The organism is Rhodococcus sp. NPDC019050, assembly GCF_055664235.1.
On sequence record NZ_JBVOON010000012.1, the window covers coordinates 47,002 to 66,233 of the forward strand.

General features: G+C 65.9%; 16 protein-coding genes. 5 read left to right on the plus strand and 11 right to left on the minus strand.

What is annotated here, in order from left to right:
- Positions 1-2 precede the first annotated feature (2 nt).
- From AC0B44_RS13815 to AC0B44_RS13850, 8 genes are all read right to left on the minus strand, one after another.
- Positions 3-443 carry a RidA family protein gene (locus AC0B44_RS13815; RefSeq protein WP_471903423.1) on the minus strand — a complete coding sequence of 147 codons (441 nt, stop codon included), beginning with the start codon at positions 441-443 and terminating at the stop codon, positions 3-5.
- Positions 433-2,034 (minus strand): gamma-glutamyltransferase family protein, encoded by a 1,602-nt coding sequence (locus AC0B44_RS13820; protein WP_471903424.1) that lies wholly within the window; start codon positions 2,032-2,034, stop codon positions 433-435. The genes AC0B44_RS13815 and AC0B44_RS13820 overlap by 11 nt, the downstream gene beginning before the upstream one ends.
- A complete protein-coding gene (locus AC0B44_RS13825) occupies positions 2,031-2,387 on the minus strand; it encodes a Rieske (2Fe-2S) protein (RefSeq protein ID WP_072705202.1) in 357 nt (118 codons plus the stop codon). The genes AC0B44_RS13820 and AC0B44_RS13825 overlap by 4 nt, the downstream gene beginning before the upstream one ends.
- Before the next feature lie 41 nt (positions 2,388-2,428).
- Positions 2,429-3,877: an aldehyde dehydrogenase family protein gene (locus tag AC0B44_RS13830; protein WP_471903425.1), complete on the minus strand. Its 1,449-nt coding sequence runs from the start codon at positions 3,875-3,877 to the stop codon at positions 2,429-2,431.
- A complete protein-coding gene (locus AC0B44_RS13835) occupies positions 3,874-5,100 on the minus strand; it encodes an NAD(P)/FAD-dependent oxidoreductase (protein WP_471903426.1) in 1,227 nt (408 codons plus the stop codon). Before AC0B44_RS13835 ends, AC0B44_RS13830 begins: the two co-directional genes overlap by 4 nt.
- Positions 5,097-5,477: a Rieske (2Fe-2S) protein gene (locus AC0B44_RS13840; protein WP_471903427.1), complete on the minus strand. Its 381-nt coding sequence runs from the start codon at positions 5,475-5,477 to the stop codon at positions 5,097-5,099. The genes AC0B44_RS13835 and AC0B44_RS13840 overlap by 4 nt, the downstream gene beginning before the upstream one ends.
- A gap of 98 nt (positions 5,478-5,575) precedes the next feature.
- A complete protein-coding gene (locus tag AC0B44_RS13845) occupies positions 5,576-6,295 on the minus strand; it encodes a TenA family transcriptional regulator (protein WP_471903428.1) in 720 nt (239 codons plus the stop codon).
- Between the two features lie 182 nt (positions 6,296-6,477).
- A complete protein-coding gene (locus tag AC0B44_RS13850; protein ID WP_169622578.1) occupies positions 6,478-6,927 on the minus strand; it encodes a GlcG/HbpS family heme-binding protein in 450 nt (149 codons plus the stop codon).
- Positions 6,928-7,151: 224 nt separating this feature from the next.
- On the opposite strand from AC0B44_RS13850, the gene AC0B44_RS13855 reads away from it, so the two are divergent.
- Entirely contained in the window at positions 7,152-8,855 is a 1,704-nt protein-coding gene (locus tag AC0B44_RS13855) for a PucR family transcriptional regulator (RefSeq protein WP_471903429.1), read from the plus strand.
- Here the strand turns inward: AC0B44_RS13855 and AC0B44_RS13860 are convergent.
- The gene (locus tag AC0B44_RS13860) at positions 8,842-10,251 is read right to left on the minus strand and encodes an MFS transporter (RefSeq protein WP_471903430.1); all 1,410 of its coding nucleotides are present in this window, start codon (positions 10,249-10,251) and stop codon (positions 8,842-8,844) included. The genes AC0B44_RS13855 and AC0B44_RS13860 overlap by 14 nt on opposite strands.
- Before the next feature lie 359 nt (positions 10,252-10,610).
- On the opposite strand from AC0B44_RS13860, the gene AC0B44_RS13865 reads away from it, so the two are divergent.
- The 3 genes from AC0B44_RS13865 (at position 10,611) to AC0B44_RS13875 (ending at position 15,782) form a co-directional block, all read left to right on the plus strand.
- Positions 10,611-12,242: a hypothetical protein gene (locus AC0B44_RS13865; protein ID WP_471903431.1), complete on the plus strand. Its 1,632-nt coding sequence runs from the start codon at positions 10,611-10,613 to the stop codon at positions 12,240-12,242.
- A 154-nt stretch (positions 12,243-12,396) separates the two neighbouring features.
- A complete protein-coding gene (locus AC0B44_RS13870) occupies positions 12,397-13,611 on the plus strand; it encodes an acetyl-CoA C-acetyltransferase (protein ID WP_471903432.1) in 1,215 nt (404 codons plus the stop codon).
- 35 nt (positions 13,612-13,646) lie between these two features.
- Positions 13,647-15,782, plus strand: coding sequence for a 3-hydroxyacyl-CoA dehydrogenase NAD-binding domain-containing protein (locus AC0B44_RS13875; protein WP_471903505.1), 2,136 nt, complete (start codon positions 13,647-13,649; stop codon positions 15,780-15,782).
- Between the two features lie 99 nt (positions 15,783-15,881).
- On the opposite strand, the gene AC0B44_RS13880 is transcribed toward AC0B44_RS13875, so the two are convergent.
- Both AC0B44_RS13880 and AC0B44_RS13885 read right to left on the minus strand, forming a co-directional pair.
- Positions 15,882-17,198, minus strand: a complete 1,317-nt coding sequence (locus AC0B44_RS13880) for a class I SAM-dependent methyltransferase (RefSeq protein ID WP_471903433.1) — start codon at positions 17,196-17,198, stop codon at positions 15,882-15,884.
- Entirely contained in the window at positions 17,195-18,643 is a 1,449-nt protein-coding gene (locus AC0B44_RS13885; protein ID WP_471903506.1) for an FAD-binding protein, read from the minus strand. Before AC0B44_RS13885 ends, AC0B44_RS13880 begins: the two co-directional genes overlap by 4 nt.
- Before the next feature lie 134 nt (positions 18,644-18,777).
- Here AC0B44_RS13885 and AC0B44_RS13890 point away from each other — a divergent pair, with 134 nt between their 5' ends.
- Complete coding sequence (locus AC0B44_RS13890; RefSeq protein WP_471903434.1) at positions 18,778-19,212, plus strand: SRPBCC family protein; 435 nt, start codon at positions 18,778-18,780, stop codon at positions 19,210-19,212.
- The last annotated feature ends 20 nt before the right edge of the window (positions 19,213-19,232 follow it).

Below are 19,232 nucleotides of genomic sequence, written 5' to 3' on the forward strand. Positions count from 1 at the left end.
GGTCAGCGAACTGTGGCGGTGAGGGCGATCTCGACCGGCGCGCCTCCCGGGAGGGCGTACACGCCGATAGCGCTGCGCGCGGGCAGGTTCGCCGGCCCGAATTCGTCGGCGATGACATCCGACGCACCGTCGGCTACGGCAGACAGCGTGGTGAATCCGTCGGCGGCGGCGATGTACACCACCATCTCGACCGGACGAAAGCTCCGGCCGGAGGGAAGCACCGACTGAACCGCTGCGAGTGCGTTGCGCACGGCCAAGCCTGCCGCGTTCTGCGCCTCCGCTACCGTCACCTCCGCACCGACCCTTCCGGTGACGGTGAGTGTTCCATTGCGCCGCGGCGTCATTCCCGCCGTCCGGATGGTGTCGCCGGCCAGTACCGCCGCGACGTAGCGGCCCTGCGGCGCCGGAGCCGAACCCGCCTCCGATGCAGTCTCATTCGACACCGAGAGCAACTCCTTCCTGACGGGGATCGCTGCCGCCGCGCAGCACGCCACGCTCGTCGAGCGAGATGATCTGTGCACTGCCTTCGGCGCCGTACTCGTCGAGAACTGTCGTCCGGTGGCCCATGGCCTCCAACGAGCGCCGAATCTCTTCGGGGACACGTGCTTCGATCCGCAACGCCGGAGCTCTGCCGAGGGTGTCGGCGTCGGAGCCGGGGAATACCGTGAATCGTGGCGCCTCGACCGCCTGCTGGGGATCGAGTCCGTGATCGAGCAGATGCGAGAGCAACTGCATGTTCCATTGCACCTGGCCGTCGCCACCCGGCGTATTGCCGGCGTGCATCAGCCGCCCGTCGCTACCGGTGACGATCCATGCGTTGAGCGTGTGCAGGGGCTTTCGTCTCGGCGACACCTCGTTCGGATGACCGTCGATCAGATACGCACCGCGCCCGAGCCGGTTGTTGAGGACGATGCCGGTTCCCGGCACCGTGAACTTCGCCCCGAACGTGAACGCGAGCGAATGGATGAAGGACACGGCTCGCCCTTCGCCGTCCACGGCGACGAACGATGTCGTATCGCCGTCCGACACGGAGAAGGCCCCAGCGGGTTCACCCCGCTCTGCGAGCCGTGCTCTGCCCGCACCGATGTTCGCGGGAGCGAGTGTCCTCTCGGCGCCGTCGTTCTCGGAATTGCACCAGCGCAGGCGGTCTTCGAAGGCGATTGTTGCCGCCCGCGCCATTCGGTCGATGGCCGAGGCGCTCAACCAGTCTTCCGTGCTCAGCTCGCCGTCGCACAGCGCGGCTTGTTGCAACACCATCCATCCGGGTGTCGGCAACGGAGTCTGGTGCACCGTCACATCGGCATACGTCCCGGTCAGCGCACCTTCGGCGGGCACCACGGCACACGCTTGCCATTCGTCACCGGTGAACGGTGCCCCGGAATCCGTGACGGCAGCGACGCATCGTTCGGCCAGGGCGCCCGTATAGAAGGATCCGGGGTCGCGGGCGAGAATGCGGATCGTGTGCGCCAGGTCCTGCTGAGGCAGGCGATCACCGACGCGTGGGACGGCACCTCCCGGCGTATATACCGATGCGAGCCCGGCGTCCGCGCGGATAGCGTGCAGCGCGGCCCGGACGTCGGCGCGGGTTTTGGCGGAGCAGGGGAGTCCGTGTTCGGCGATGCGTGCGGCGGGTTCCCACAAGTCGGCCAACGGCATGCTCGCCCCACGCTCGTGCAGCGCGGCGAGAGCCGCCGGCGCGCCGGGCACCGCGACGGCGAGTGCGCCGTCCAGCGGAATCGCCGAGAGGTTCCTGTCGCGGTAGAAGTCCGGCGTGCCTCCGTCGGGTCCGTACCCGCTGCCGTTGACGGTCCATACGGAACCGTCCGGCTCTCGCACCACGGCGAACGCGTCGCCGCCGATCCCGCATTGTCCGGGCAAGGTCAGCCACGTGACCGCGGCCATCGCGAGCGCCGCGTCCACCGCGTTGCCACCGTCGGCGAGTACCCGTGCACCCGCCTGGCTCGCGAGCGGATGACTCGAGGCGACCAGGCCACCCGTCGCGAGGGTCGCCGGGCGGATGCTCCGCAACGTCATGCCGACCGCATCCGACGCCGGCGAGGACCTTCCGGGGGCTCGGTGGGATCGATGCCGACGAAGATCTCGCCGTCGCGTTCTTCACAGGGATACGTCTTGATGGGCTCGGTCGCCGGCGGGCAGATGGGCTCACCGGTCTCGAGATCGAACGCGCTTCCGTGGCAGGAACATCCGATTCCGTCCTGGACCAGCTTCCCGGACGACAGCAGGCAGTCGAGGTGGGAGCAGTAGTTGGACGTCGCATACGCTTTGCCGTCGAGCCGGGAGATGGCGAACTCGTAGTCGTCGGCGTAGAACCGGCGAACGATACCTTCGGTTACCTGCCCGGAACGGGCCACTCGCTTGAACTCCATGGTCTTTCCTCCAGGCATGTGGTGTACAACCTTGCTTAGCGTCAGGCTTCGGGCGCGAGATATACGGTTTTCTCGGATTGGTAGAACTGCATGAGCGTCGGGCCCGCCTGCTCCTTGAAAGTCTGGGTGCTCGACTGTTTGTATCCGCCGAACGGAGCGTTCATCGCCATCCCCGTGGTGGGCTGATTGACCTTCACCAGCCCCGTGCGGGATCCGGCGACGAACCGGTGAGCATCGGAGAGATTCTTCGTGACGACCGAGGCGCTGAGCCCGAACGCCACGTCGTTCGCCAGGGTGAGCGCTTCGTCGAACGAAGCCGCGCGCTGGAACGCCAGCACTGGGCCGAATATTTCGTCGGTCAGCAGTCGCATCCCGGGAGAGGTGTCGGCGAACACCGTCGGCCGGACGAAGAAACCGTTGCCGAGTGCTTCATCCGCACAGCGCATTCCGCCGCACACGAGGCGGGCACCTTCGTCGACACCGATCTTCACGTATTCGAGGAACTTGGCCAGCTGCGCCGAGCTCGCAAGCGGCCCCATTACGGCGTCGGCGCCGATCCCGACAGTCAGCGCTTCGGTGCGGGCCACAACTTTGTCGAGCAACACGTCATGGATTTCGTCGACGGCGACGACCCGGCTGGTGCCGGTGCACGCTTGGCCGGACAGGCCGAAGGCGCCCTTGAGGATGAGCGCCGCAGCAGCATCGAGATCGGCATCTGCGAGCACCACGACCGGGTTCTTTCCACCCATCTCCAATTGCACCCGGCGTTCCGGACCGATGCTGCGGTGGATCGACCGCCCGACAGCGGTGGAACCTGTGAACGTCACTGCTGCGACCCGTTCGTCTTCGACGACAGCAGCACCTGCTTCGCCTCCGCCCTGGACGAGTGCGATCGCGCCGGCGGGGAGTCCTCCTGCGAGCAACGCCTCGACCAGACGTTGCCCCATCAGTGGTGTGATCTCGGATGGCTTGAACAGGACGGTGTTTCCCGCAGCCAATGCCGGGCCGAGCTTGCGAGAGGGAATGTTGAGCGGGAAATTCCACGGGGTGATGGCGCCGACGATCCCGATCGGCTCACGCACGGTGTACACGGTCATCGGTGGCGGCGAGGGGTAGGTCGAACCCGTCGCGCGGGCGGCTTCACCGGCGTAGAACCGCAGGTTCATCGGTGTGCGGCTCACCTCCATGGTGGCCTCTGCCCGTGTCTTGCCCTCCTCACGGATCAGTTCTTCGACGAGGGAGTCTGCCTGCGCGGCGAGGTGGTCTGCCGCGGCCTCCAGGATGGCGGCGCGGCGCTCGGGGGCGGTCGCGGCCCACTCGGGCGCGGCTTTGTCGAGCGCGTCGACAGCATTGCGCACGTCGACTGCATCCGAGTCGGGAAATACTCCGACGAGGTCGGTTTCGTCGGCGGGGTTGCGGCGCTCGAAAACCGCACCGGATGCTGCCGGTACCCAGCGCCCGTCGATAAGGTTCAGGCCGGTGATCGTCATGCGGGCTCCACTTCTTCGTACATCTCCCACAGGTCGGTGTCTTCGTCCGCGAGGCGAGCAGCGTCGACCTGCCGGCCGAGGAGTTCGCGGGCAGCCATGATGTCTTCGCCGCGGTCCATGGCGAATGCCGCGGTGAGGGTGTCTCCCGCGAGATAGAAGACGGAGAACTCGCCCGTTTCGATGTCACCGCGGGTCACGAAGTCTGTTGTGCCTGCGAATGTTCCGGCGAACTGAATGTTCGTATCGTACTGGTCGGACCAGAACCAGTGCGGATCGTCGGAGAGCGAGGTGCGTCCGACGATCGTGTCGGCGACGACACCCGATTGCCGGCTGGCGTTGTCGAAATGTTCGACGCGGATGTGCCGCCCCGCTCGGGGTGAGAAGCGATTCGCGACATCACCCGCCGCGTAGACGTTCGGGATCGAGGTGCGGCCGTGTACGTCGACGACGATGCCGTTGTCGACAGGCAGGCCGCTCGCGGCTGCGACCTCGGTGTTCGGGACGATGCCGATGCCGACGACCGCTGTGTCGGCCTCGATCGTGTCGCCGTCCGTCGTGGTGACGCACACGCCCCGGTCGGACGTGGTCACGGCAGCGACACCGGTGCCGGTGCGCAGGTCGATACCGTTGCGGCGGTGCAGGTCGGCGCAGTATCCGCCGACCTGTGGGCCGAGGATGCTGCCGAGGAGATTCGTGCTCTGTTCGACGACGGTCACGTCGACCCCGAGCGATCGCGCTGTCGCGGCGATCTCGAGTCCGATGAAGCCGCCACCGACGACGATCAGCCGTGACCCGGAGACGAGGCGCGGTGCTAGAGCGAGGGCGTCGTCGAGTGTGCGCAGATAGTGGACGAGGTCGGGCCGGGAACCCGTCGACTCGATGGTCCGGGGTCGGCCGCCGGTTGCGAGAACGACTGCGTCGGCCGCGACCGATCCGCCGTCGATTTCTACGGCCCCTGTCGTGGGGTCGATGCGGCGCACGGTGACTCCGGTCCGGACGTCGATGTCGTTGGCGTCGAGCCACCGCGGCGTGAACAGCGAGAGCGACTCGGCAGGCTCACGACCCGCGAGGAATTCCTTGGACAGCGGCGGGCGCTGGTACGGAGCGTGAGGTTCGTCGCCGAGCAGGACGATGCGGCCGTCGAAGCCCCGGCGACGCAGGGTGCGTGCGACACCGGCGGCCACCTGGCCGGCGCCGACGGTAACCACGGTACGAACGGTCATGTGGTGCCTTCCTTCTCGGGAGTGTCGACGTCGCGTCGCGCGGCGAGGGCGATATGGACGGTGTCCCCGTCGACGAGAACCGGGTATGTCGGCTGGCAGATGTCCTGGTCCTCTTCGTATCCGGTGTCGAGGTCGAACCGCCATTGGTGCCCGGGGCAGATCACCCGTCCGTGGAGCAGGGTGCCTTTCGCGAGGGAGCGGTCCTGGTGAACACACAGGTCGGCGAAGGCGTAGACGCGGCCGTCCGTGTGGAAGAGCGCGATCGCGAGACCTTCCACTTCCACTCGCAGTTTGCGGCGGCGGGTCAGTTCTTTCATGGTGGCGACGGCAACCCACGTCTGTGGGCCTGCGCCGGTGCTCGTGGCGTCGGTGGACATGGTTCTCCTGTCGCTCGTGCAGAGGGGAGCGGGAGTCCGGTGGGGGCTCCCGCTCCCTGCTCGCGGTCGTGCGTCACCGGCCGCCCGCCGGTAGTGGGTCAGACGGATGCCAGTTCGAGGTCCGACGCGACGTAGGAGTCGTACAGGCCCTTGGTGTACGAGAAGCGCATCTCCGCACCCCACCGCACGAGCTGCAGGCAACGCTGCTGCAACTGGGGTGTGTCGGCGCAGTCCAGGACGATCTGGTAGCCGCGCTCACCGTGGACGACGTCGGACGTGATGTGCAGATCGAAGAATTCGATCTCGTCCTCGGTGAAGCCGTAGACCTCGCGAAGGGGGACGATCTGCTTCTTGTAGATGCTCGGCACCTGGGACTCGAGGCCGACGACCAGCGCCGCGGTGGCGACCACGAAGTGTTCACGCTGGGAGACCGCGTAGCACCACGCCTGGAGCCCGCGGGTCACGGCGTTCATGTTGTTCGGGTCTTCGACGCGTTCCTTCGTGGTGCCGCAGGCTTCCGCGAACTTGATGAGGAGATCGGTGTGCCGGATGTCGGCGAGTTCCTCCTCGTACATGTTCTGAAGGGTGAAATCCTTCGCGTCGGTGTAGTGGTCGGGTGTGTTGGAGTAGATGTTCGCGAGGTAGTCGGCGAAGGGGCCCACGTAGTGGTAGTGGTTTTCGGCCCAGCGGGCGAAGTGATGCTTCTCGAGCTTGCCCTCGGCCCACGCCTTGCTGAACGACGCGTTCTTGGCTTCTCGTCCCTTGATGGCATTTTCGAGTGCGGCGCGGAATTCGTCGCGTCCGAGCAGTTCGGTCATGAGATGTGCCTTTCACAGGTGGTCGTACGGTCGATACCGTCCTGGAATGTCCCGCGACGTTGCGGATCCGAAAACCGGGCTGATACAGCGAGTTTCGGTGTGACGAGCCTAAAGGCGTAAGAAGGGATGCGGCCATGGCCACAATGGCCGGAAGAGACCGCTTTCCGGGTCGATGTGCACTGTCAGTGCGTGCCGGCTGCGACCAGCGCATCGAATTCGGCGAGCATTGCGGCCCCGACGGCCTTGTCCTGCTCCCCGTTTCCGCCGCTGATCCCTACCGCACCGACGATCTGACCGTCGTAGACGAGAGGAAACCCGCCGACGAAGATCGCGAACTTGCCGGGGAGCATGTGACTGATCCCGAATGCTTCGTTGCCCGGGAGCGCCGGGCCGCCCGGCGCCTCGTTGAACAAGTGGGTGGCGCGCTCGTGGCCTGCAGCCGTGAATGCCTTGGCGATCGCGATGTCGACTCCGGTCAGGCGTGCTCCGGGGAGTCGGTGCAGCGCGATGACATTCGCGCTTTCGTCGCAGACGCACAACGTCTGCTTGACACCGATTTCTTCGGCCTTCGCGCGTCCGGCGGCGAGCAGGGGCAGTGCGTCGTCGAGAGTGATTCGGTGAATTCGATGCATGGTTCTCCACTTCGGGGTCGAGGTCGGAACGGTCCTTGCGAACGAGTGCCCGAATGGGCGGAAGGGCGTCGGGTCGAGAGGCTCGCTGCCGGGGGCGTGGCATATTTCTAACAGCGCACCGCGCACAGTGGGAGGGTCAATATCACCGCGAAGGCGGCGTGGTCGGTGTACACACTGCACATGTTCCGGGTAGGTGTGTCTCTGGTAGCTCATGTAGGAAGTGCATGACGTCGGAATCGGTCCGGCGTCCTCACCCTCGATGGAAGCAGGTCGCCGTGGAACCGAGCCCCCGCTTGACCGTCCGTGGTCTTCTCGATGAACCGCTGATGGCGGACGCTCGCATCGTGCAGGGAGACGACGCTCTCGACCGGGCACTGACCTGGGTGCTGCCCCTCGGCGAAGTGGTCGGCAGGTACGACGAACTGGCAGGTGTCGCTGTGTACGTGCGTCCCGAGATGCTGGTAGCCAATCTGCAGGCCGTATCCGCGGTCGCTGCGCGCGGTGCGGCATGCCTCGTCGTGGACGGCGCGCTCCCCGCCACGATCGCCTCCTGGCCGCCGGGTCTGCCTGCCGTGGAACTCGACCTGCCCGTCGGTTTCGCTGCGCTCAACAGGCTGCTCGCCGAGCGCTCCCTGATGCAGGAAGTGCACGTCATGCGGTATTCCGCTCATGTGCATTCCGTGCTCGCGGGTCTGCTTCACCGCGGTGCCGGGCTCACCCTGCTGATCAAGGAGGTGTCATCGCTCGCACAGCATCCTGCGGTGGCGCTCGATGCGCGTGGTCATGCTGTGGCACATCATGGCATCGACCCGGCGTCGATCGACGAGATCGCCGAGCGTATCCGCGCCGCATCCGGGGCGGCGTCACCGGACGCAAGAGGCCACCACGACACGCGGGTGATCGAGGAGAGAGTCGCCGGCGTGCACTGGACGTGTACCGCAAGCGCCATCCGCCTCGGCAAACGCTTCGAGGGATGGGTGGTGGTTCTGGCCGGCGGTTCCGCACCCGGCCCGCACGACCTCGCCCGGCACGCGGTGGTGACTGCCCAGGCAACCGCAATCATCGGTTCGGAGATGTTGCGCCAGCGCAGCGTCGACGAAGCGGAGGAGCGTGCGCGGGGCGACTTCGTGCAGGCGCTCGTACACGGAAGCTTCGCCAGTCGGCACGACATGCAGGCTCGCGCCGAGTACCACGACATCGACCTCACCTCGACCTTCGCGGTATTCGTCGCCCCGGGATACGACGAGAATCCGACCGTGTCGGGCGCCGAGGGACCAGGTGGGTTGCTTCGGCTCGCCCGCTATGCGGCGAGCGTGCTTCCGCACCCGTCTGTCCGTTCGTACGTCACTGTCATCGGTGACGTACTCGTGGTGGTGCGCTCGCTTCGGTACCGCGATGCGCGCGACACCGAGGCCGAGATCGCCGAGTTCGCGGATGCCGTCTCGGCCGATTTGTCGCGTCGTCGTGGTCGTCCGGTGCCGGTCGCGCACGGGACTCCCGCCGCGGGCGCCGACCAGATCCGCGAGAGCTATCGGCAGGCTCGTGTGGCTCTCGGGATCGGGCAGCGGATGGGGATGTCGGGTTCGGTTTCGTACCACGACCTGCGTGGATACGGCGTCCTCGAACTCGTCGCAGAGACGGAGCGGAGCAGGCGGTTCGTCGAGGACGTACTCGGTTCGCTCCGGCCCGGCAGCGATCTCTACGACACGCTCGTGGCTTATCTCGGCGCCGGTGGCAACGTCAATGCGGCCGCACGTGAACTCGACGTCCACCGGAACACGATGTTGTCGAAACTGGACCGGATTTCACGCGCGATGGAGATGGATGTCCGAACCCCCGAGAACCAGTTCACGGCGTGGCTCGCCATCCGTCTGGAACTCCTCGACCACCTCCACACCGCGGTGGAGCGCGAAATCAACTATCTCTGAGCACATCCACTGTCGCTGTGGCGTCCTCCACGTCCTCGGGGTCGCGTCCGAGGAACGTGGCGGCGAACGCGCTGCCGACGACCAGCGCGCAGACGACGAAAACGACAGTGACAGACCAGGACCCGAGCCCGATGGTCACCCAGGCCGCACCGACGGCGGAACCACCGAAGCGGATCAGGTTGAACACTCCGAGTCCGGTTCCCTGTGCCCCGGCGGGGGATCGGGTGGATCCCGCGGCGGCGGGGGTCTGCACGGCAGCGATTCCGGCTCCGGTCACCGCGAGTACGCCGGCGACCAGCCACGGATCCGGATCGTTCGCGCCGAGAACGGCCGCCAGCGCACATTGGGTGACAGCGAGGACTGTCAATCCGCATCGCAATACCCGCCGAGCACCGATCCGGTCCGTGATGCGCCCGATCAGCGGGGCCAGGACGGCCATGACTGCGGGAAGGGAGAACAGGATCATTCCGGCCGTGGTTGTGGACACGCCTGTTGCCGAAAGCCGTAACGGAACTGCGAGAAGAGCGGTTCCGAGACAGAACATCTGAGCGAACGAAGCCACCGAACTTCGCGCGAAGCGGCTTTCGGTGAGCAGTCGTACGTCCACGAACGGCACACGCACGCGCAGGCAGTGGACCACGAACCAGACGAGCACGAGGGCCGACAACGCGAGGCTCGCCCACGCCACGCCCACCGGGACTCCTGATTGCCCGAACATGCTGAGACCGAGAACAATTCCCGCAGAGCCAGTGGTGAGAGTGGCTGCGCCCGGCACGTCGAGTCGCATCGGGCGTCCCGGGAATGCCGGAATCCAGCGCAACGTTCCCGCGAACCCGATCAGAGCGATGGGGATCAGCGGAACGAAGACCCAACGCCATCCCCAGTTGCCCGCGATGAGTCCCCCGAGGGAGGGGCCGATGGCCTGCCCGATTCCGTTGACCGTCGCCCACGCGCCCACTGCGCGGGCGCGACGCTGCGGTCCGAACAACCAGGCGAGTAGTCCCATCACCGCCGGCGCGAAGGCCGCGGCGGCGACACCGCCGAGTGCACGCCACCCGATCAGGATTTCGAGACTGGGTGCTGTCGCTGCTCCGGCGGCGCACACCGCGGTTCCGAGCAGGGCCGCGCAGTACACGCGACGCCGGCCGAAACGATCACCGATGTACCCCGCGAGCGGCATCGACGCCGCGAACGTGAGCAGGAAGGCGACGGCGAGCAACGCGCCGTCCTCCAGCGACGAATCGAAATGCGAAAGGATCTGTGCCAGAGGCACGTTGATGATGTTGTTGCTCAAGGTTCCGACGAGCGTCCCCGCGAGCAGTGCAGACAGTGCGAGCGGGGTGCCTGTGTCGGCGCCGTCCGGCGATGCCGGAGGTGCCTCGGTGCGTGTGGTCATCGAACTCCTGGAAACAGTCGAACTGCACGGCATCATCGAGCCGTTCGTTTCCACTCTCGCACCGGAACCCGAGTGCGTGCATCAGCGTCACCGGGACAAGCGGCACAGCCCGAACGCCTGGATGCGGGCACTGTGCACATGCTCTTCACCGGACGGTTGCGAAACCGTGTTCCGACACGTGTCCGTAGCACTTTTTCACAAACGCGCGATCGGATGACACGGAATCGTAAAAAAGGAACACAGTGCACAAGTAGCGTTCCGGCCGGTGTGCATGGTTCGCGTTGACCGTGCCTGGAAGAGCACGGAAAGTTCCACGGAGACAAGCCCGCTCCATTCCGCTCTCCTGTTGAAGGACATGCATGGACGTACAACTCACGGCTGCCCATTGGGTCTATCTCGCCGGCATACTCGTCATCCTGGCCACCATGGCCCTGCGGAAGAACATCGTCGTTCCCGCTGTCGTCGCAACGTTCCTCACCGCGTTGGTGTTCTCCGGCAGTATCGTCACCGGGCTTTCGTCGATCTTCAACGCGAGTCTGGTGGCGGCGAAGGAACTGTTCAATATCTTCCTCATCATCGCGATGGTCACCGCGATGCTCGGAGCGCTGCGGCAGCTCGGGGCCGACCGGATGATGGTCGCGCCGTTCCGGCGAGTCATGCGGGCGGGAACGAGCAGTTTCCTCGTGCTCGCCGCCGTCACCTACGTGATCTCCCTGTTCTTCTGGCCCACCCCTGCCGTCCCGCTCGTCGGTGCGGTGCTCATTCCTGTCGCCATCCGCGCGGGTCTGTCTCCGCTGTCCGTGGGCATGGTCATTGCCATCTGCGGTCAGGGCATGGCGCTGTCGTCCGACTACATCATCAAGGTCGCCCCCGGGATCTCGGCGTCGGCCGCCGGCGTGGACGCCGATGCGGTGGCCGACAAAGCTCTCGTGCTGTCGCTCATCGTCGGCGGTACCGCACTCCTCATCACGTACTTCACGCAGAAGCGGACGTGGCGGACACCGTCTCCCGATCTGCTGACGGAGTGGGAAGCCGAAGCCGACAGCGGCATCGGTGAGGCTCCGTCGGCAGGCGATCCGGGCGGCCCGAAGGGCACCGGCTCGACGGGTCCGCTGCAACCCACGCCGCTGCAACCCACACCGCTACGACCTACACCGCTACGACCTACACCGATGGGACCACCGCCGGCCACCCGCGAGGCTGCAGGCACGGCGACGGCGGTGCTGGCGCCGCCGAAGACCGACGTGGGCACACACGATGTCGTGCAGTCGGAGAAGGAGCGGCACGGCACCGCGAAAGCATTCGCCATGCTTGTTCCGCTCGCCTACCTCACCTTCATCGTCTACCTGATGCTGGGCAAATTCACCGATGTCGTGCCACCTCTGAAGGGCGGCGAGGCCGCCGCGATCGTCGGCGGAATCGCGTCGCTCGTCCTGTTCGCGGCCGCAGCGTCGACGGACAAAGGCGGCTTCCTCGAAACCACATCCGATCACCTGGTCGACGGACTCGTATTCGCCTTCAAAGCCATGGGATGCGTGCTTCCCATTGCCGGATTCTTCTTCATCGGCAACCCCGACTTCGCCGCGCCGATCCTCGGCCTCTCGTCCGATGCGGCGGGACCGGCGATCCTGTTCGACCTCGTCACCTCGGTACAGGCACACCTTCCTCAAAGTGCCTTCGTCACTTCGTTCGGGATTCTGCTCATCGGTCTCGTCGCCGGGTTGGACGGATCAGGATTCAGCGGTCTGCCTCTCACCGGGGCGTTGGCGGGCGCGCTCGGGCCCGCAGTCGACGTAGATCCCGCGACGTTGGCAGCGATCGGGCAGATGGGCAACATCTGGTCGGGTGGGGGCGTGATCATCGCCTGGTCGTCGCTCATCGCAGTGGCCGGATTTGCGCGGGTGCCCGTCCTCGATCTCGCACGGAAATGCTTCCTGCCGGTGATGGCGGGTCTGGTGCTGTCGACCGTATTCGCGGTGCTCGTGTTCTGACGAAGGTCGCTCGGTTCGGTCACGGACCCCGATCGCTTCGGTCCTTACTGCTGTGGTCTGCATCTCCTACGGTTGTGGGAAGTTGGGCACCCACGGCCCGTTCGCGGGCCGTGGGTGCTGTTACTCCGCAAGCACGGGAAGGAACCTGCGCACTGTGACCACCGAGGCATTCATCTATGAAGCCATCCGAACACCACGCGGCCGAGGCAAGAAGACGGGGTCGTTGCACTCCGTCAAGCCGATCTCGCTGGTGACCGGCCTGATCGACGAACTGCGTGTCCGTTTCCCCGACCTCGACGAGAACCGCATCTCGGATCTCATCCTCGGTGTCGTGGGTCCGGTCGGCGACCAGGGTGCCGATATCGCCCGCACCGCCGTCACCGTCGCCAACATGCCCGCCACCACCGGTGGCGTCCAGATCAACCGCTTCTGCGCGTCCGGCCTCGAGGCCGTGAACATGGCTGCGCAGAAGGTCCGCTCCGGCTGGGACGAGCTGGTCCTCGCCGGTGGTGTCGAGTCCATGTCGCGCGTGCCGATGGGTTCCGACGGCGGCGCGTGGATGCTCGACCCCGCCACGAACTACGACAGCTACCTGGTGCCCCAGGGCATCTCGGCCGACCTGATCGCGACGATCGAGGGCTTCTCCCGCGAGGACGTCGACGCCTACGCCCTGCGTTCGCAGCAGCTCGCCGCAGCAGCATGGTCGGGTGGCTACTTCTCCAAGTCGGTCGTTCCCGTCAAGGACCAGAACGGTCTGACGATCCTCGAGCAGGACGAGCACATGCGTCCCGACACGACCCTCGAGGGTCTCGCCAAGCTGCAGCCGTCGTTCGCCTCGGTAGGCGAGATGGGCGGCTTCGACGCCGTCGCGCTGCAGAAGTACCACTTCGTGGAGAAGATCAACCACGTCCACCACGGCGGCAACAGCTCCGGCATCGTCGACGGCGCGGCACTCGTGCTCGTCGGCTCCGAGCAGGCCGGCCAGGATCTCGGTCTGACCCCGCGTGCCCGCGTGGTTGCGACGGCCACCTCCGGTGCCGACTCGACCATCATGCTCACCGGCCCGACGCCGGCCGCGCACAAGGTGCTCGCCGCTGCGGGTCTGACGGTCGACGACATCGATCTCTTCGAGATCAACGAGGCGTTCGCGTCCGTCGTCCTGAAGTTCCAGAAGGATCTGAAGATCCCGGACGAGAAGCTCAACGTCAACGGCGGCGCCATCGCGATGGGCCACCCGCTCGGCGCTACCGGCGCCATGATCACCGGCACCATGATCGACGAGCTCGAGCGCCGCGGAGCCAAGCGCGCCCTCGTCACCTTGTGCATCGGTGGCGGTATGGGCGTGGCCACCATCATCGAGCGCGTCTGATACCCGGAAGGATTCGAAACACAGTGACCGACAACATGATTTCTTGGGATCAGGACGCCGACGGCATCGTTGTGCTCACCCTGGACGACCCCAACCAGGGCGCGAACACCATGAACGCGCTCTACAAGTCCTCCATGAAGGCCACCGTCGACCGCCTGGTCGAGGAGAAGGACTCGATCACCGGTGTGGTGATCACGTCCGCGAAGAAGACCTTCTTCGCCGGCGGCGACCTCCGCAACATCATTGCGATCGGGCCGGACGACGCGCAGGCCGCGTTCGACGAGGTCCAGGACATCAAGTCCGACCTGCGTCGCCTCGAGACCCTCGGCAAGCCGGTCGTCGCCGCCATCAACGGCGCGGCTCTCGGTGGCGGACTCGAGATCGCGCTCGCGACCCATCACCGGATCGCCGCGGACGTCAAGGGCGTTCAGATCGGTCTGCCCGAGGCCAGCCTCGGCCTGCTGCCCGGTGGCGGCGGTATCACCCGCACCGTGCGCCTGCTCGGTATCCAGACCGCGCTCCTCTCGATCCTGCTGCAGGGCAACAAGTACAACGCTGTGAAGGCCAAGGAGATCGGCCTCGTCCACGACGTCGTGGGCAGTGTCGACGAACTCGTCCCCGCCGCGAAGGCGTGGATCAAGGCGAACCCCGAAGGCGGCGTCCAGCCGTGGGATGTCAAGGGATACAAGATCCCCGGCGGCACCCCGTCCACCCCCTCGCTCGCCGCCAACCTCCCGGCGTTCCCCGCGAACCTGCGCAAGCAGATCAAGGGCGCCCCGATGCCGGCTCCGCGGGCGATCATGTCCGCAGCGGTCGAGGGTTCGCAGGTCGACTTCGACAACGCGTCGACCATCGAGTCCCGTTACTTCACCGAACTGGCCACCGGCCAGGTCGCGAAGAACATGATCCAGGCGTTCTTCTTCGACATGCAGGCGATCAACTCCGGCGCATCGCGTCCGAAGGACGTGGCCAAGCGTGAGATCAAGAAGATCGGCGTGCTCGGCGCCGGCATGATGGGCGCGGGCATCGCGTACGTCTCGGCGCGCGCAGGCTACGAGATCGTCCTCAAGGACGTCAGTATCGAAGCAGCCGAGCGTGGCAAGAACTACTCGGAGAAGATCGAGGCCAAGGCACTCTCGCGTGGCAAGACCACCGAAGAGAAGTCCAAGGAACTGCTCGGTCGCATCCACCCGACCGCCGACGCCGCCGACTTCAAGGGCGTCGACTTCGTCATCGAGGCAGTCTTCGAGAGCACCGAGCTCAAGCACAAGGTGTTCCAGGAGATCGAGGACATCGTCGAGCCCGACGCGCTGCTCGGCTCCAACACCTCGACCCTGCCGATCACCGGTCTCGCCACCGGCGTGAAGCGTCCCGAGGACTTCATCGGTATCCACTTCTTCTCGCCGGTCGACAAGATGCCGCTGGTCGAGATCATCAAGGGTGAGAAGACCTCCGACGAGGCACTGGCCCGCGTGTTCGACTACACGCTCGCGATCCGCAAGACCCCGATCGTCGTCAACGACAGCCGTGGGTTCTTCACCTCGCGCGTCATCGGCACGTTCGTCAACGAGGCCATCGCGATGCTCGGCGAGGGCATCGAGCCCGCGACCATCGAGCAGGCCGGTTCGCAGGCGGGCTACCCGGCTCCGCCGCTGCAGCTGACCGACGAGCTGAACATGAAGCTCATGCAGAAGATCGCCAAGGAGACCGCGGAGGCCGCCAAGCAGGGCGACACCAAGATGGGCGCCACCCGTCACCCCGCGCTCGACGTGATCGACTTCATGGTCGAGCAGGGTCGTCCGGGCCGTCTCGAGAAGGCCGGCTTCTACGAGTACGACGAGAACGGCAAGCGTCAGGGCATCTGGCAGGGCGTGCGGGATCAGTTCAAGACCGTCGCCACCCTCGACGTGCCGCTCCAGGATCTGATCGACCGGATGCTGTTCGCCGAGGCGATCGAGACGCAGAAGTGCTTCGACGAGGGTGTCCTCGAGACCACCGCCGACGCCAACATCGGTTCGATCCTCGGGATCGGTTTCCCGGCGTGGACCGGTGGTGTCTCGCAGTTCATCACGGGTTACCCGGGTGGCAAGGAAGGCTTCGTCAAGCGGGCGGAGGAACTCGCCGCCAAGTACGGTGAGCGCTTCACCCCGCCGGCGTCGCTGCGCGCCTGACCTGCGCGTACACGTCCGATAGACAGGAAGGGCCCCGGATCGCTCCGGGGCCCTTCCGTCTGTCCGGCTACGGTCTCGCTGCGTGACAGGCGGTATGGCTCACGCGACCCACCACGGACGCAGCGGCACCTGGGGGCGCTGGTCCGCGCCGAGCTTGACGCCGAGCACGTGGTGCAACTGGACGATGTTGCGTTCGAAGCCGAGCCGGGACCCGGCCATGTACAGGCCCCACAGCCGCGCGGTACCTTCACCGACCTCCGCGACGCAGGCATCCCAGTTCTTCTCGAGGTTCTCACACCACCCGGCGAGAGTGAACGCGTAGTGCTGGCGGAGATTCTCCTCGTGGACCACCTCGAAGCCGACGTTCTGCGCTTCGGTGATGATGCGGCCGGAGCCGGTGAGTTCCCCGTCGGGGAACACGTAGCGGTCGATGAATCCGCCGGCCTTCACACGACCGCGGTTGTGCGGGCGGGTGATGCAGTGGTTGAGGAGCAACCCACCGACCCGCAGTTTGTCGTGCAGCAACTGGAAATACGCCGGGTAGTTGCCGACACCGATGTGCTCGGTGAGGCCGATCGACGAGATCGCGTCGAATCCGGTTTCGGTGACGTCGCGGTAGTCGGAGTGCCGGACCTCGGCAAGATCGGCGAGTCCTTCCTCGGCGATGGCCTGCTGTGCCCATTCGGCCTGCTCGCGTGACAGGGTCACGCCGAGTGCCTTGACCCCGCGACGTGCGGCGAAGCGGACCATTCCGCCCCAGCCGCAACCGATGTCGAGCAGTCGGTCGCCGGGTTGCAGACGGAGCTTTTCGAAGATGAGGCGGTACTTGTTCTCCTGTGCGTCCTCGAGGCTCTGTCCCTCCGAATCGTAGAGAGCGCACGTGTACGTCATCGACGGGCCGAGCACGTGCTCGTAGAAGGCGTTGGAGACGTCGTAGTGGTGATGGATGACCTCGGCGTCGCGATTCTTCGAATGCCGGAGACCTTCCGCGATCCGGCGCCACCGGGGCAGGTGTTCCTGGGGCGGGGGCGCGATCGGCCGGAGCAGTTCCGTACCGAGCGACCGCGCGATCTGGGCGAGTACCCGGGCCGGTGGCCTCTCGAAATGCAGGTCCCCGAGAGCGGCGAGCACAGCGTAGGGGTTGCCCGGATGGGCGCCCTCGATCTCGAGTTCACCGGAGATGTACGCCCGTGCCATCCCGAGGTCGCCGGGGGCGGTCGCGATGTAAGTAGCGCCCTTCGGTGACGTCAGGTGCAGTGCGTAGGGCGAATCCTTCGGGCCCGCGGCCGAATTGTCGTACGCCGTGAAACGCACCGGCATGTCGCCGCCGGTGACGGTTTCGACGATCTTCGCGAGCGGGAGTTTGTCATCGGCCGGGCGCACGCCGGTAGACGGTTCGGACTTGAACGTGGTCATTTTCTTTGCACCGCCTTCGAGAAAAGGTCCAGCAGACGGGACCGCGGATCGTACTTCTCTTTGAGAGCGGTGTAATCCCCACCGCTGTAATACAACTTCTCGAACTCGTCGCGGCTGTAGTACGAGTCGGAGTACAGGGATTTGTGGCCGTCGAGTTCGGCGACCTTGTTCTCGATGCGCCGGTTGGCGGCGCCTTCGATTCCGTCGGGATCGGCGGCGACGGACGACCAGAATCCGACGTTGACGTACGTGCGTTTGGGTTCGAGCGGATACAGCGGCCACGGCCGTTGCGCCTCGAAGGGTGCGCCGCCGGAGCTGTCTCGATCCCGCAATCGCAACGGACACAGCCAGATCGGCTCGATGGGGATTTCCTCGAGGAACCACCGGACGAACTCCTCGGTGCATTCGACGGGTACCTCGATGTCCTGCACGACGCGCTCACGAGGAGGGTTGCCCTTGCGCGCTTCGATGCGATCGGCGACCGAATACTTGTGGTCGAGTGCGATGAGCTTCCAGTAGAAACTGCTGCGTAGCAGTCGCTTCGGCCAGAGCCGCCGAATTCTGGGGTCCTGTGCCCCGAACGCCCTCGAACACCAGAACCAGTCGGTGTCCCACCGCCACAGGTAATCGCGGATGGTGAGCCTGTCGGTCTTCGGGTGGTTGACCGACGCGTGCTGAATGGACCGGTAGTAGATCTCGCGTCCGGTGTAGTCCGACACCGGGCCGGGTTCGTCGGTCTGCGCCCCGAGCGTCAGGTAGCTCTCCTCGGCCGAGAAGACGACGCCGTCGATGTAGTCCACCGCGACACCGGCGTACACCCGGTCGGAGGTGATCCGGTCGAGGGCGGCCTGCATTTCGCCCAGCGAATCGAATCGCAGATGACGTAGGGCCACGAACCGCTTGACGGGTTCGAGTTCGATCCTCAGGCGGGTCGCGTATCCGAGCGATCCGTACGAGTTGGGGAATCCGCGGAAGAGATCGGAGTTTTCGCCGTCGGGCCGGGCCGTGACGATCTCACCGGCGCCGGTGAGGATGTCCATCTCGAGCACCGACTCGTGCGGGAGACCGTTCCGGAAGGACGTGGATTCGATTCCGAGACCGGTGACGGCGCCGCCCAGCGTGATGGTCTTGAGCTGTGGAACCACAAGGGGAGCCAGGCCGTACAGCAGTGTCGCGTCGACGAGATCCTCGTAGGTGCACATTCCTGCGACGTCTGCGGTCCGGGAATGCGGGTCGACGGAGATCACACCGCCGAGGCCCGAGACGTCCAATCCGGGCGCATCCACTTTCGCGCGGGCGCGGAAGAGATTCGAGGTCTTCTTCGCGAGCCGAACCGGCGCCCGCGCAGGAATGTTGCGATACGAGCGCAACAATCGGTCGACACCTTCGCGGTGAACCGGCAGCCCGTACGGGCCCCTGACACGTGACGATCCCGGCATGAGCATCGACTCCCCTGCGGCGGCGCATGATGGCACACCCACAATAGACCCGTGGCGCGTGCTCGTCCCGGTACTCGAAGGCACGATGGACGGGGAACACCTCCACGAAGCATCATCCGACGAATTACGGAGGAACCGACATGGCCCAGGTCAGTGCGAGCAGTTCGATACAGCTGGAGGCGGCGCCCGACAAGGTGCTCGCGGCGCTCGCCGATTACGAGACGGTGCGCCCGCGCATTCTCTCGGATCACTACCGCGACTACCGGGTGATCTCGGGCGGACGGGGGGACGGCACCGTGGTGCACTGGATCCTCCAGGCCACCGAGAAGCGTCAGCGCGACGTGCAGGCCACCGTGTCCGTGTCCGGAAGCACCGTCACCGAGACGGATGCGAACTCCTCGCTCGTGACGACGTGGAGCGTGGTGCCGCACGGCACGGGTTCGACGGTCGTCGTCCTCACCGGCTGGAACGGCGCGGGAGGCATCGGCGGGTTCTTCGAGAAGACCTTCGCGCCGATCGGGCTCCGCAAGATCCAGCAGCAGGTGCTCGAGAACCTGAAGAACGAACTGGACTGAGCTCGCCGTCGTCTCGCCGA

Coding starts and splice junctions, on each gene's coding strand:
- AC0B44_RS13865 (WP_471903431.1), top strand. CDS start 10,611: ATGGACGTACAACTCACGGCTGCCCATTGGGTCTATCTCGCCGGCATA.
- AC0B44_RS13855 (WP_471903429.1), top strand. CDS start 7,152: ATGACGTCGGAATCGGTCCGGCGTCCTCACCCTCGATGGAAGCAGGTC.
- AC0B44_RS13890 (WP_471903434.1), top strand. CDS start 18,778: ATGGCCCAGGTCAGTGCGAGCAGTTCGATACAGCTGGAGGCGGCGCCC.
- AC0B44_RS13840 (WP_471903427.1), bottom strand. CDS start 5,477: ATGTCCACCGACGCCACGAGCACCGGCGCAGGCCCACAGACGTGGGTT.
- AC0B44_RS13880 (WP_471903433.1), bottom strand. CDS start 17,198: ATGACCACGTTCAAGTCCGAACCGTCTACCGGCGTGCGCCCGGCCGAT.
- AC0B44_RS13845 (WP_471903428.1), bottom strand. CDS start 6,295: ATGACCGAACTGCTCGGACGCGACGAATTCCGCGCCGCACTCGAAAAT.
- AC0B44_RS13830 (WP_471903425.1), bottom strand. CDS start 3,877: ATGACGATCACCGGCCTGAACCTTATCGACGGGCGCTGGGTACCGGCA.
- AC0B44_RS13825 (WP_072705202.1), bottom strand. CDS start 2,387: ATGGAGTTCAAGCGAGTGGCCCGTTCCGGGCAGGTAACCGAAGGTATC.
- AC0B44_RS13835 (WP_471903426.1), bottom strand. CDS start 5,100: ATGACCGTTCGTACCGTGGTTACCGTCGGCGCCGGCCAGGTGGCCGCC.
- AC0B44_RS13860 (WP_471903430.1), bottom strand. CDS start 10,251: ATGACCACACGCACCGAGGCACCTCCGGCATCGCCGGACGGCGCCGAC.
- AC0B44_RS13850 (WP_169622578.1), bottom strand. CDS start 6,927: ATGCATCGAATTCACCGAATCACTCTCGACGACGCACTGCCCCTGCTC.
- AC0B44_RS13885 (WP_471903506.1), bottom strand. CDS start 18,643: ATGCTCATGCCGGGATCGTCACGTGTCAGGGGCCCGTACGGGCTGCCG.
- AC0B44_RS13875 (WP_471903505.1), top strand. CDS start 13,647: ATGATTTCTTGGGATCAGGACGCCGACGGCATCGTTGTGCTCACCCTG.
- AC0B44_RS13820 (WP_471903424.1), bottom strand. CDS start 2,034: ATGACGTTGCGGAGCATCCGCCCGGCGACCCTCGCGACGGGTGGCCTG.